16 protein-coding genes are annotated in these 12,970 nt (G+C 60.4%); 9 read left to right on the top strand and 7 right to left on the bottom strand.

The genetic code is table 11. From position 1 onward, the window contains the following. Positions 1-7: 7 nt before the first annotated feature. From lptC to DXT77_RS03990, 8 genes are all read left to right on the top strand, one after another. A complete protein-coding gene (gene lptC, locus DXT77_RS04025; protein WP_119426705.1) occupies positions 8-580 on the top strand; it encodes an LPS export ABC transporter periplasmic protein LptC in 573 nt (190 codons plus the stop codon). Further along, positions 567-1,112 (top strand): lipopolysaccharide transport periplasmic protein LptA, encoded by a 546-nt coding sequence (gene lptA / locus DXT77_RS04020; RefSeq protein WP_119426704.1) that lies wholly within the window; start codon positions 567-569, stop codon positions 1,110-1,112. The genes lptC and lptA overlap by 14 nt, the downstream gene beginning before the upstream one ends. Next, on the top strand, positions 1,112-1,837 hold the full coding sequence (gene lptB / locus DXT77_RS04015; protein WP_007953572.1) for an LPS export ABC transporter ATP-binding protein: 726 nt from the start codon (positions 1,112-1,114) through the stop codon (positions 1,835-1,837). The genes lptA and lptB overlap by 1 nt, the downstream gene beginning before the upstream one ends. 186 nt (positions 1,838-2,023) lie before the next feature. Next, positions 2,024-3,517 (top strand): RNA polymerase factor sigma-54, encoded by a 1,494-nt coding sequence (locus tag DXT77_RS04010; RefSeq protein WP_085711783.1) that lies wholly within the window; start codon positions 2,024-2,026, stop codon positions 3,515-3,517. Between the two features lie 73 nt (positions 3,518-3,590). Then, positions 3,591-3,899, top strand: coding sequence for a ribosome hibernation-promoting factor, HPF/YfiA family (gene hpf / locus DXT77_RS04005; protein WP_007953578.1), 309 nt, complete (start codon positions 3,591-3,593; stop codon positions 3,897-3,899). Between the two features lie 11 nt (positions 3,900-3,910). Further along, the gene (gene ptsN / locus DXT77_RS04000) at positions 3,911-4,375 is read left to right on the top strand and encodes a PTS IIA-like nitrogen regulatory protein PtsN (RefSeq protein WP_119426703.1); all 465 of its coding nucleotides are present in this window, start codon (positions 3,911-3,913) and stop codon (positions 4,373-4,375) included. Positions 4,376-4,377: 2 nt separating this feature from the next. Continuing rightward, the gene (gene rapZ / locus DXT77_RS03995) at positions 4,378-5,235 is read left to right on the top strand and encodes an RNase adapter RapZ (RefSeq protein ID WP_096818961.1); all 858 of its coding nucleotides are present in this window, start codon (positions 4,378-4,380) and stop codon (positions 5,233-5,235) included. Positions 5,236-5,250: 15 nt separating this feature from the next. Next, positions 5,251-5,526 carry an HPr family phosphocarrier protein gene (locus DXT77_RS03990; protein WP_119426702.1) on the top strand — a complete coding sequence of 92 codons (276 nt, stop codon included), beginning with the start codon at positions 5,251-5,253 and terminating at the stop codon, positions 5,524-5,526. A gap of 37 nt (positions 5,527-5,563) precedes the next feature. On the opposite strand, the gene DXT77_RS03985 is transcribed toward DXT77_RS03990, so the two are convergent. The 6 genes from DXT77_RS03985 to pmbA form a co-directional block, all read right to left on the bottom strand. Continuing rightward, the gene (locus tag DXT77_RS03985; RefSeq protein WP_119426701.1) at positions 5,564-6,457 is read right to left on the bottom strand and encodes a ZIP family metal transporter; all 894 of its coding nucleotides are present in this window, start codon (positions 6,455-6,457) and stop codon (positions 5,564-5,566) included. Positions 6,458-6,487: 30 nt separating this feature from the next. Next, positions 6,488-7,099 carry a superoxide dismutase gene (locus tag DXT77_RS03980; RefSeq protein WP_119426700.1) on the bottom strand — a complete coding sequence of 204 codons (612 nt, stop codon included), beginning with the start codon at positions 7,097-7,099 and terminating at the stop codon, positions 6,488-6,490. A gap of 1 nt (position 7,100) precedes the next feature. Then, entirely contained in the window at positions 7,101-7,541 is a 441-nt protein-coding gene (locus tag DXT77_RS03975; RefSeq protein ID WP_114881426.1) for a hypothetical protein, read from the bottom strand. Positions 7,542-7,568: 27 nt separating this feature from the next. Further along, positions 7,569-8,945, bottom strand: a complete 1,377-nt coding sequence (locus tag DXT77_RS03970; RefSeq protein ID WP_119426699.1) for a lyase family protein — start codon at positions 8,943-8,945, stop codon at positions 7,569-7,571. Beyond that, positions 8,926-9,333: a FagA protein gene (locus tag DXT77_RS03965; protein WP_085711791.1), complete on the bottom strand. Its 408-nt coding sequence runs from the start codon at positions 9,331-9,333 to the stop codon at positions 8,926-8,928. Before DXT77_RS03965 ends, DXT77_RS03970 begins: the two co-directional genes overlap by 20 nt. A 159-nt stretch (positions 9,334-9,492) precedes the next feature. Beyond that, complete coding sequence (gene pmbA / locus DXT77_RS03960) at positions 9,493-10,839, bottom strand: metalloprotease PmbA (protein ID WP_119426698.1); 1,347 nt, start codon at positions 10,837-10,839, stop codon at positions 9,493-9,495. Between the two features lie 108 nt (positions 10,840-10,947). On the opposite strand from pmbA, the gene yjgA reads away from it, so the two are divergent. Then, positions 10,948-11,472, top strand: coding sequence for a ribosome biogenesis factor YjgA (gene yjgA / locus DXT77_RS03955; protein ID WP_119426697.1), 525 nt, complete (start codon positions 10,948-10,950; stop codon positions 11,470-11,472). Positions 11,473-11,523: 51 nt separating this feature from the next. Here the strand turns inward: yjgA and tldD are convergent, their stop codons facing one another. After that, a complete protein-coding gene (gene tldD / locus DXT77_RS03950) occupies positions 11,524-12,966 on the bottom strand; it encodes a metalloprotease TldD (RefSeq protein ID WP_119426696.1) in 1,443 nt (480 codons plus the stop codon). Positions 12,967-12,970 lie beyond the last annotated feature (4 nt).

Here is a 12,970-nt window from a genome sequence, read left to right as displayed (position 1 = left end):
TCAAACCATGTTTAGCAAAAAGTTTCGCAACATCCTGCTGTTCGGTTGCATCGCCGCCATTTTCGGTGCGGTCGGCTACTGGAACATCAGCCCGGAACGCTTCCTCGACAAGCCTCCTGTCTCGGCAGAAGAGAGCCCGATCGACTGGTACGCGACCAACACCCACACCTTGCAATACCTGGAAGACGGCAAGGTGCAGTATGAAATGACTTCCGACAAGGCCGAGCACGTCAAGGCGACCGACATTACACTGGTCACCAAACCCGACCTGAACATGTATCGCGGCACCGACTTCCCGTGGCACGTGACCAGCGAGCGCGGTGAAGTGAACTCCGGCGGCACCGAGGTCGAGCTGATCGACTCGGTTCGCGTCAAGCGCACCGATGAAAAGAAACGCGACACCCTGATCACCAGCACCCGAATGACGGTGTTCCCTCAGCAGCAATATGCGCAGACCCAGCAACCCGTTAGAATCGACGGCGCTGGCGGTGTATCGACCGGCGTGGGAATGAAAGCGTATTTGAAGGAAAGCAGGATACACCTGCTATCGAACGTAAGAGGACAGTATGAGGCTCGTTAAAACCCTCCCTATTTTGCTCAGTCTGGGCGCAGCACTGGGAAGCGTGAGCGCCTGGGCTCTGCCGAACGATCAAGAGCAGCCAATCCGCATTCAGGCCGACGATGCCCAGCTGGACGACAAGAATGGCGTTGCCACTTACAAAGGTGCGGTGATCATCACCCAGGGTTCGATGATCGTCAAAGGCGACACTGTAACGCTGACGCGCAACCCGGCCGGCGAGATCGACGTGGTGACTTCGGTAGGCAACCTGGCCTATTTCGAACAACTGCAAACCGCTGGCGACACAAAACCCGTCCAGGGTTGGGGTGTGACCATTCAGTACCACGCGCAGCAAAACCGTGTCGTACTGATCGACAAGGCCAAGGTCATCGACAAGGACAACAACACCACTCAAGGCGAGAAGATCGTCTATGACACGGTGAAAAAGCTGGCCAGCGCAGGTCGCGCCACCGGCAACAAGGTCACCGAAGCGCGCCCGCGCATCGACATGGTGATCCAGCCGAAGAAGAAAACCGACGAGAAAACCCAGTAATGGCAACTCTGAAAGCTCAGCACCTGGCCAAGGCCTACAAAAGCCGCCAGGTCGTGCGCGATGTCAGCCTGTCGATCGACAGCGGCCAGATCGTGGGCCTGCTCGGCCCCAACGGCGCCGGCAAGACCACCTGCTTCTACATGATTGTCGGCCTGGTGCAGGCCGATCAGGGCCGCGTGCTGATCGACGACCTGGACGTCAGCCACCAGCCAATGCACGGCCGCGCCAAGGCCGGTATCGGCTATCTGCCGCAGGAAGCCTCGATCTTCCGCAAGCTGTCGGTGGCTGACAACATCATGGCCATCCTCGAGACCCGACAGGAGCTCGACAAGGCCGGCCGTCGCAAGGAGCTGGAAAGCCTGCTGCAGGAATTCCACATCAGCCACATCCGCGACAACCTCGGCATGAGCCTGTCCGGTGGCGAGCGTCGCCGGGTGGAAATCGCCCGCGCACTGGCCACCGCACCGAAATTCATCCTGCTCGACGAACCGTTCGCCGGTGTCGACCCGATCTCCGTGGGCGACATCAAGCAGATCATTCACCATCTCAAGGCCAAGGGCATCGGTGTACTGATCACCGACCACAACGTCCGCGAGACGCTGGATATCTGCGAAACAGCCTACATCGTCAATGACGGCCAGCTGATCGCCGAAGGCGACTCCGCGACCATCCTCGCCAACGATCTGGTGAAGGAAGTGTATCTGGGTCACGAGTTCCGCCTGTAAGCGCGACAGCATTCGACCAGCCGTCCGGGTGCTGTAACGTTGAAGCGCATTTTTATACGCTTTTATTGTTACAGCGCTCTAGGCAAACACGACAGTTTCAGGCATATAATTTGCTTAAGTTTGGCGCCTCGGCGCCCTGTAGTGGATGGCGCATAGCGCCGGCGAATAAGGTGTTAAGCCCCTGCCATGAAACCATCGCTAGTCTTGAGAATGGGCCAGCAGCTGACGATGACACCGCAGCTGCAACAGGCCATCCGCCTGCTCCAATTGTCGACCCTGGATCTGCAACAGGAAATCCAGGAGGCTCTGGAATCCAACCCGATGCTCGAACGCCAGGAGGACGGCGACGACTTCGACAATTCCGACCCGCTGGCCGACAACGCCGAACAGAAGCCCAATACCGAGATCCAGGAACCTTCCTACCAGGAAACCGCGCCGACGGTCGACAATCTCGAGGACGGCGAATGGAACGAGCGAATCCCCAACGAACTGCCTGTCGACACCGCCTGGGAAGACGTCTACCAGACCAGCGCCAGCAGCCTGCCGAGCAGCGATGACGACGAGTGGGATTTCACCACCCGCACCTCCGCCGGCGAAAGCCTGCAAAGCCACCTGCTGTGGCAGCTGAATCTGGCGCCGATGTCCGACACCGATCGCCTGATCGCCGTGACCCTGATCGATTGCATCAACAATCAGGGCTACCTCGACGAAACCCTCGAAGAAATCCTCGACGCCTTCGATCCGGAGCTCGACATCGAGCTGGACGAGATCGAAGCCGTCCTGCACCGCATCCAGCAATTCGAACCCGCCGGCATTGGCGCACGCAACCTGGGCGAATGCCTGCTGCTGCAATTGCGCCAGCTGTCGGCCAAGACCCCTTGGCTGGCCGAAGCCAAGCGTCTGGTCACCGATTACATCGACCTGCTCGGCAGCCGCGACTACAGCCAGCTGATGCGGCGCATGAAGCTCAAGGAAGATGAACTGCGCCAGGTCATCGAACTGGTCCAGAGCCTCAACCCGCGCCCCGGCTCGCAGATCGAATCCACCGAAGCCGAATACGTGGTGCCTGACGTGATCGTGCGCAAGGACAACGAGCGCTGGCTGGTCGAGCTGAACCAGGAATCGGTGCCGCGCCTGCGGGTCAACGCTCAATACGCCGGTTTCGTGCGTCGCGCCGACACCAGCGCCGACAATACCTTCATGCGCAATCAGTTGCAGGAAGCGCGCTGGTTCATCAAGAGCCTGCAGAGCCGCAATGAAACCCTGATGAAAGTGGCCACCCAGATCGTCGAGCATCAGCGCGGTTTCCTGGAGTACGGCGACGAAGCGATGAAGCCACTCGTGCTGCATGACATCGCCGAGGCAGTCGGCATGCACGAGTCGACGATTTCCCGGGTGACCACACAGAAATTCATGCATACCCCCCGGGGCATATATGAACTGAAATACTTTTTCTCCAGCCACGTCAGCACCTCCGAAGGCGGCGAATGCTCGTCCACGGCGATCCGCGCGATCATCAAGAAACTGGTCGCCGCGGAAAATCAGAAAAAGCCGTTGAGTGACAGCAAGATCGCTGGTTTACTGGAGGCACAAGGCATTCAGGTGGCTCGCCGCACCGTCGCCAAGTACCGCGAATCCCTCGGGATCGCGCCTTCGAGCGAACGCAAGCGGTTGATGTAAGCCACGTTACAGCGTTCCAGTGGCAGGCTCTTCGGCCTGCCGCTTTATGCACTGGCAACGAAGGAGAAGCTGTATGCAAGTCAACATCAGTGGACACCAACTGGAAGTTACCCAACCTCTCCGTGAATACGTTGAGCAGAAGCTCAAGAGGCTTGAGGGACATTTCGACAAGATCACCAACGTGCAAGTCACGATGTGCGTCGAAAAGCTGAAACAGAAAATCGAAGCCACGCTGCATATTCCCGGCAACGAGGTCGTCGCAAACGCGGAACATACCGACATGTACGCAGCGATCGACGCGCTGACCGACAAGCTTGATAAACAACTCAAAAAGCATAAGGAAAAGACCCAGAGCCTGCTTCAGGGCGCTACCGGTCGATAACCCCCACCCCCATGATCCGACTTGAAAGCATCCTGACCCCCGGCCGTTCCCTGGTGAACGTGCCGGGCGGCAGTAAAAAGAAAGCCCTCGAACAAATTGCCAACCTGATCGCCCGGGAAAAACCGGATCTGGAGATGCAAGATGTCTTCGAGGCGCTGATTGCCCGTGAAAAACTCGGTTCGACCGGTTTTGGCAACGGCATCGCCATTCCCCATTGCCGCCTCAAGGGTTGTGAATCCCCCATCAGCGCCTTGATGCACCTTGAAGCCCCTATCGATTTCGATGCCATCGACGGCGCACCGGTGGACCTGCTGTTCGTGCTGCTGGTCCCGGAAGCTGCCACCGATGCACACCTGGAACTGCTGCGCCAAATTGCCAGCATGCTCGATCGCAAGGATGTACGCGAAAAGCTGCGTCGCGCCACCACCAACGAAGCCTTGTATCAGGTTGTCCTGGACGAGCAAAACGGGCACTAAACATGCGCTTGATCATCGTCAGTGGCCGCTCCGGCTCGGGTAAAAGTACCGCTCTGGATGTCCTCGAGGACAACGGCTACTACTGCATCGACAATCTGCCGGCCGGCCTGCTGCCGGAGCTGGCGGAACGCGCACTGATTCATACGGAACTGTCTCAGCCACTGGTCGCGGTATCGATCGATGCGCGCAACCTGCCAAGCCACCTTTCGCGCTTTCCGGAGTTGCTCGAGGAAGTCCGCAGCCGGCACATCCAGTGCGACGTTCTGTATCTGGATGCCGATGAAGAAACCCTGCTCAAGCGCTTCTCGGAAACCCGTCGTCGCCACCCGCTGAGCAGCGCCAATCGTTCGCTGGCCGAAGCCATCAACGATGAAACCGCCCTGCTGGGCCCGATCGCCGACCTGGCCGACCTGAAGGTCAATACCACCAATCTGAACCTGTACCAGTTGCGCGACACCATCAAGCTGCGGCTGTTGAACCAGCCGGAGCCCGGTACGGCGTTTCTGGTGGAGTCGTTCGGTTTCAAACGCGGCATGCCGGTGGATGCGGATCTGGTGTTCGATGTACGCTGCCTGCCCAATCCGTACTGGAAGCCGGAATTACGTGCGCAATCCGGGCTCGATGAGCCGGTGGCCGAATATCTGGCGGCACAGCCGGAAGTCGAAGAGATGTTCCAGGACATCTACGCCTACCTGTTCAAGTGGTTGCCGCGCTTCGCTGCGAGCAATCGTGCCTACGTGACCATTGCCATTGGCTGCACCGGCGGACATCACCGTTCCGTCTACCTGACCGAACGCCTGGGTCAGGCCCTGCAGAAAACCCTGAAGAACGTCCAGGTTCGCCACCGCGACCTCAGCTAAAGGATTCACACCGCGATGCCTGCTCTGGAAATTGAAATCATCAACAAGCTGGGCCTGCATGCCCGGGCGTCGGCAAAGTTCGTGGGCGTGGCGGGGCAGTTTCCCGACTGCACGATCAGAGTGGGTCGCACCCCGGAAACCACGGTAGATGGCAAAAGCATCATGGCAATGATGATGCTCGCTGCCGGCAAGGGCACCAAAATCTTCCTGAGCACCGAAGGGCATCAGGAACAGGAAGCCATGGATGCTCTGGTGGCATTGATCAACAACTACTTCGACGAAGGCGGTTGAAAATCCTTTGTGGCGAGAGATACGTCTCTCGCCACGCTTATCCCAACGCCGTGTCCATCACCATCATCAGGCAGAACCCGATCAACAATCCCAGGCTCGCCAGTTTGTCGTGACCATTGCGTCGCGACTCCGGGATTACTTCGTGGGTCACCACCAGCAACATCGCCCCGGCCGCCAGCGCCAACCCCAGGGGCAACAACAATTCCGCCAGGCTGACCAGCCACGCACACAGCAGTGCGAACACCGGTTCGACCAAACCTGACGCCGCCCCGATCAGAAACGCCTTGACCCGTGACATCCCGGCCCCGGCGAGCACCAGCGCAATCACCAGACCTTCCGGCACATCCTGCAAGGCGATGCCCATCGCCAGGCTGTCGGCGTCCGGCATGCCGCCGCCCGCGGAGACGCCGACGGCCATGCCTTCCGGAATGTTATGGGCAATGATGGCAAACACGAACAGCCAGATCCGCGGGGGAATCACTGGATGCTCGACAGTGCCGATGAGCATTTCCGGTGAAGCGCCGGACACCTTGCGGTCCACCAGATACAGACCGAAAGCACCGAGCATGATGCCGAAACAGATCAGGCCACTGGAGCCCCAAGGGCTCAGGCCAAGGCTTTCTGCGGCGGCAATCCCCGGCACGATCAGCGAAAACGCGGTCGCCGCCAGCATCACGCCGGCGCCAAACCCCAGCAGCGTGTCGCCCAATGCCTGAGGCATGTTGCGGATCACCAGCACCGGAACCGCACCGAGTGCCGTGCCGAGCGCGCAGATTGCACCGCCCTGCAATGCCCGGGACAGTTTCGGCTCCAGGTTCAGCCATTCGAGTCCGTGAGCCACCAGCAAGGTCATGCCCGCCAACAGCAACAGCGACCCGAATGCGTAACGAAACATACGCCCACTTCCGATCGCCAGTGTTTCAGTGCCCATAGTCAGCCCTGGATTGTTTTTATAGGAGACTTAATCCAGCGCAACCTGATAACGCGCAGCGACTTCAGGCCAGTTGATCACGTTGTAGAACGCGCTGATGTATTCCGGGCGGCGGTTCTGATAACGCAGGTAGTAGGCGTGTTCCCACACATCAAGTCCGAGAATCGGCGTATTGCCGCCCATCAGCGGGCTGTCCTGGTTGCCGCTGCTTTCCACCACCAGTTTTTTGTCCGGGGTCACGCTGAGCCAGGCCCAGCCGCTGCCGAAACGCGTCAGCGCGGCTTTGGTGAACGCTTCCTTGAAGCTGTCGAGGCCGCCCAGTTGCTCATCGATTGCCTGGGCCAGCGCGCCGTCCGGCTTGCCGCCACCGCCGGGCACCATCACTTCCCAGAACAGCGAATGGTTGGCATGCCCGCCACCCTGATTGATCACCGCCACACGCAGTTTTTCCGGCAGTTGCTGGACGCTGGCCACCAATTTTTCCACCGGCCATTCGGCGTATTCCGTACCCTCGACCGCAGCGTTCAGATTGTTGATGTAGGTCTGGTGATGCTTGGTGTAGTGAATCTCCATGGTCTGCGCATCGATGTGCGGCTCCAGTGCGTCGTAGGCGTAAGGCAGGGCTGGCAGGGTAAAAGCCATTTCAGTGGACTCCATGGTGATGTTGGGCTGGGGCGCGGCGCGCATTGCCGGTATCCGGGTGCAGCAAGCGCTGCGTGCGCGGGTATTCGCCGTGTTCGCTGATGAAATTGAGCAGTTCGACATAGGTCTTGCTGCTCTGGCGCAACGCCGCTTCACGCAGGGCCGGGCGCAGGCGCTCGTCCTGCATGGTCTGCAACAGGCGCTGATGGATCGCGCACAGATATTCGGCGCTCTCCTCCGGCTGGTTCAGGCGCAGATGCAAGTCGGCCAGGTTGTGATGGGAAATGACGCAGGCCGCCACCGCTTCGTCGGCATCGGCCCAGCGCTCGAACAGCACTTGCGCCAGGGCCAGCGCTTGCAGATAAGCCTCGCGGGCATCGATCAGCTCGCCCAGCATGAAGCAGCGATTGGCCCGTTCGATCGTACGTTTCCAGTGCTCCATGATGAGCCTCCAAAGCGGTTGCGGTGTTTACACGCCGCCGGCGGTGAGTTTCTCGGGATTGAGCAACTCTTCCAGCTGGCTGCGCGACAAGTCGGTGTGTTCCAGCGCGACGTCGATTACCGGGCGACCCTGTTTGTAGGCCTGCTTGGCGATTTCGGCGGCCTTCTGGTAACCGATGATCGGGTTGAGCGCGGTGACCAGAATCGGGTTGCGCGACAGCGCTTCCTTGAGGCGCGATTCGTTGACCTTGAAGCTGGCAATCGCCTTGTCACCCAGCAGACGGCTGGAACTGGCCAGCAACTCGATGCTGCTCAGCAGGTTCTGGGCGATGATCGGCAGCATCACGTTCAGTTCAAAGTTGCCTGACTGACCGGCGATGGTGATCACCGAGTCGTTACCGATGACTTGCGCCGCCACCATCGCAGTGGCTTCCGGAATCACCGGATTGACCTTGCCCGGCATGATCGACGAACCCGGTTGCAGGCCTTCCAGTTCGATTTCGCCAAGGCCGGCAAGCGGGCCGGAGTTCATCCAGCGCAGGTCGTTGGCGATTTTCATCAACGACACGGCGGTAGCCTTGAGCTGGCCGGAAACGGCCACGGCCGTGTCCTGCGAACCAATCAGCGCGAACAGATCCTTGCCTTGGGTGAATTGCACGTTGGTCAGTTGGCTCAACTGACGGCTGAAACGCGCGGCGAATTCCGGATGCGCATTGATCCCGGTACCGACCGCCGTACCGCCCTGAGCCAGGGATTGCAGGCTTGGCAGCAAGTCCTGCAAATGACCGATATTGGCCTTGAGCTGCTGCGCCCAACCGTTAAGTACCTGACTCATACGCACCGGCATGGCGTCCATCAAATGAGTACGGCCGGTTTTGACGTGGTGATGCACCTCCCCGGCCTTGCGCTCGATGACTTGCACCAGATGCAGCAGCGCCGGCAGCAGTTGTTCGTGCAGGGCCAGCGCGGCGCTGACGTGGATGGTGGTCGGGATGATGTCGTTGCTGCTCTGCCCGCAGTTGACGTGATCGTTGGCATTCACCGGCTCGTCGAGCAAGCGGCTGGCCAGAGTGGCGATCACTTCGTTGGCGTTCATGTTGGAGCTGGTGCCGGAACCGGTCTGGAAGATATCCACCGGGAAATGCTGCATGAAGTCGCCTTCAAGCAGCCCCTGGGCCGCGTCGCTGATGGCTTTGCCTTGCACGGCGCTGAGCTGATTGAGTTCGACGTTGGCCCGGGCGGCAGCGGCTTTTGCCAGGATCAACGCGCGGATGAACTGGGTCGGCATCGGCTTGCCGCTGATCGGGAAGTTATCCACTGCGCGCTGGGTCTGCGCGCCGTAGAGAGCGTCCACCGGCACCTGCAGTTCGCCCATGCTGTCGCGCTCAATACGTGTCTTGGTCATCTGAAAATCCTTGCACCAGTTCAATAAGAGGAATGGAGGGTTGCAACTCGCAGGTGGCGAGCTGCCAGGTGTAGCTTTGCCAGCGTTTGAGCCGGCATTTGCACAGCGACAGGCGTTCCATTTCACGCAATGGGCGCCAGGCTTGATCGAGACAGAGGCTGCGCCAGTGCCACGGCAGCGCGATGTCGGTGGCCGTGTCGAGCAGCAGACGGAAAGAGGTTTCAGCGACGGTCCAGGGCGAGGTCGCCGTGCAGCAGGCCAGATACCGGCCTTCGGCCAGGTAGTGTTCAATCAGACGTGGTTCGTCGGGATCCATGGCGCAACGGATCTGGCGACTCATCCAGCGCCAGCTTTCGAGGTACGGCTGCTCGTGCAAGGCAGAACTCATGATCCTGGGCTCATCCGATAATGAGATTTATTATTAGATGATAATGAGAACCAAAACAAGAGTGGCTTTTTAGCTGCCCCGACCGGCTCTAATAAATTCCGGACACAAAAAAGGCGCGCCACCCAATCGGGTGGCGCGCCTTTTTGTATTGGCCCGGGCTTAGCTGCCCGCGACAGTCATCCGCTCGATCAACACCGAACCGGTGCGAATGTTGCTGCGCAGTTCCAGATCGTTACCGACCGCGACGATCTGCTTGAACATGTCCCGCATGTTGCCGGCGATGGTCACTTCCTGCACCGCGAACTGAATTTCACCGTTCTCGACCCAGAAACCCGCCGCACCCCGCGAGTAATCGCCAGTCACCATGTTCAAACCATGCCCCATCAGTTCGGTGACCAGCAACCCACGCCCCATACGCTTGAGCAGAGCAGCCTGATCTTCATCACCATGAGTGACGAACAGGTTGTGCACCCCGCCGGCGTTGGCGGTGCTCGGCATGCCGAGTTTGCGCCCGGAATAAGTGCCGAGGATGTACGACACCAACTCGCCCTTTTCGACGAACGGTTTGGCATAGGTTGCCAGACCGTCACCGTCGTACGACGCACTGCCCATGGCACGTATCAAGTGCGGGCGCTCGTCGATGGTCAGCCACTCAGGGAACAGCTTCTGCCCCAGCGTGCCTTCCAGGAACGACGACTTGCGATACAGACTGCCGCCGGAAATCGCCGACAGGAAGCTGCCGAACAATCCGCCCGCCAGCTCCGCCGAAAACAGCACCGGCACTTCGCAGGTCGGCACCGGACGCGCGCCCAGACGGCTCGCTGCTCGCTGTGCAGCACGCTGGCCAATACTCACCGGGTCGGCCAGCAAGCTGCCCTGACGGTTCACGTCATACCAGTAATCGCGCTGCATCTGGCCGTCGGCCTCGGCGATCATCACGCAGCTCAGGCTATGCCGGGTCGACGCATAACCGCCGATAAAACCGTGGCTGTTGCCGTATACGCGGCAGCCCTGATGAGTGCTCAACGTGGTGCCATCGGCGTTCTTGATGCGCGCATCGGCGTCGAACGCCGCCGCTTCACAGAGCAGCGCCTTCTCGATGGCCTGTTCCGGAGTGATGTCCCATTGGTGGAACAGGTCGAAATCCTGAATATCCCTGGCCATCAGCGCGGCGTCGGCCAGTCCCGAGGCTTCGTCTTCGGAAGTGTGCTTGGCAATCGCCAGCGCCGCAGCGACGGTCTCGCGAATCGCATCCGGCCCGGTGGCGGACGTGCTGGCCGAGCCCTTGCGCTGACCGACATACAAGGTGATGCCAAAGCCCTGATCGCGGTTGAACTCGACCGTTTCGACTTCACGTTGACGCACGGAGGTCGACAGGCCCTGCTCCAGCGACACCGCCACTTCGCAGGCACTGGCACCCTGACGCTTGGCTTCGGCGATGATCTGCTCGACCTGTTCCTGCAGTGCCGGCAATGCCTGTGGGCCGACGCTTTCAACTGCACTCATGCTCATCTCCACTCAAATTCTGCTTTCGGCTGGGGCCTTCGAGCGACCGGGCCGGACAAGCGGCCCCCGACTGGTTATCATGGCGGCGTTTCTTTGCGGACTGCCACCATGGTTGATTCTTACGACGACTCCCTCGATACGGGAGAAAAAAGCAAATCCCAGGTCAAACGCGAGCTGCATGCTCTGGTTGACCTTGGCGAGCGCCTTACAACGCTCAAGCCGGACCGACTGGCCAAACTGCCACTGACCGACGCCCTGCGCCGGGCGCTGGCCGATGCGCCTAAACACGTTGCGCACATCGCACGTAAACGGCATTTACAGTTCATTGGCAAACTCATGCGCGATCAGGACACCACCGCGATCCTTGAGCTGCTCGATCAACTCGATGCCTCTACCCGTCAGTACAACGAGCGTTTCCACAACCTCGAACGCTGGCGTGACCGCCTGATCGGTGGTGACGATGCCGTGCTGGAGAAATTCGTCGTCGAGTACCCGGACGCCGACCGCCAGCAACTGCGCTCCATGATCCGTCAGGCCCAGCACGAGATTGCGCATAACAAGCCTCCTGCCTCGAGCCGTAAAATCTTCAAGTACATCCGTGAGCTGGACGAGACTCAACGCGGTCTGCGTTGATATTCGTCACCGGGTGGCCGCACCGCGCGCCACCCGAAGCTCCATCCCTTCTTACGCGCCCGTGCCACCCACGGTGATCGCATCGATTTTCAGCGTCGGCTGCCCCACGCCCACCGGCACCGACTGCCCGTCCTTGCCGCACGTGCCCACACCGCTGTCCAGCGCCAGATCGTTACCGACCATCGACACCCGGCTCATCGCTTCCGGGCCGTTGCCGATCAACGTCGCGCCCTTGACCGGCGCGGTGATCTTGCCGTCCTCGATCAGGTAAGCCTCACTGGTGGAGAACACGAACTTGCCGCTGGTGATGTCGACCTGACCGCCACCGAGGTTGGCGCAGTAGATGCCCTTCTTCACCGACGCGATGATTTCCGCCGGATCGCTCTGACCACCCAGCATGTAGGTGTTGGTCATCCGAGGCATCGGCAGGTGTGCGTAGGATTCGCGACGCCCGTTGCCGGTGCGGGCCACGCCCATCAGGCGTGCGTTGAGCTTGTCCTGCATGTAGCCCTTGAGCACGCCGTTTTCGATCAGCGTGGTGCACTCGGTCGGCGTGCCTTCGTCGTCGACGCTCAGGGAACCGCGACGACCGGCCAGCGTGCCGTCATCGACGATGGTGCACAGCTTGGAAGCAACCATCTCGCCCATGCGCCCGCTGTAGGCAGAACTGCCCTTGCGGTTGAAGTCACCTTCCAGACCGTGGCCGACCGCTTCGTGCAGCAGCACGCCAGACCAGCCCGAGCCCAGAACGACCGGCAAGGTGCCGGCCGGGGCCGGAATCGCTTCCAGATTCACCAATGCCTGACGCAGCGCCTCACGGGCGTAACCCATGGCACGGTCTTCGGAGAGGAAATAACGGTAGTCGGTACGCCCGCCGCCGCCATGGCCACCACGTTCGCGACGACCGTTCTGCTCGACGATCACACTGACGTTGAAACGCACCAATGGGCGCACGTCGGCAGCAAGACCGCCGTCGGTCGAAGCCACCAGAATCCGCTCCCAGACCCCGGCCATGCTCACACTGACCTGCTGGATACGCGGGTCGAGGGCGCGGGTGGCAACGTCGATGCGCTTGAGCAATTCGACTTTTTCGGCGCGGCTCAACACTTCCAGCGGGTTGTCCGGCGCATACAGCTGGGCGACATCCTGGGTGCTGAACGCCTGCACCGTACCGTTCTGCCCGGCGCGGGAAATCGAACGGGCCGCACGGGCCGCCGCGCCGAGGGCTTCGAGGGTGATCGCGTTGCTGTAGGCAAAACCGGTTTTTTCCCCGGACTGTGCACGCACGCCGACACCCTGATCGAGGTTGAAACTGCCTTCCTTGACGATGCCGTCTTCCAGCGACCAGGACTCGGAAATCTGCCCCTGGAAATACAGGTCGGCCGCATCGATGCCTGGACCCGCCAGATCACCGAGCACGCCTTGCAGGCTCTCGATCGTCACGCCGCCGGGCGCCAACAGGTGATCACTGACTGAGGACAACAACTCGCTCATAGGT

It is taken from the genome of Pseudomonas sp. 91RF, assembly GCF_003576265.1.
GTDB lineage: Bacteria > Pseudomonadota > Gammaproteobacteria > Pseudomonadales > Pseudomonadaceae > Aquipseudomonas > Aquipseudomonas kribbensis.
This window is presented reverse-complemented; position numbering and strand designations above follow the sequence as displayed.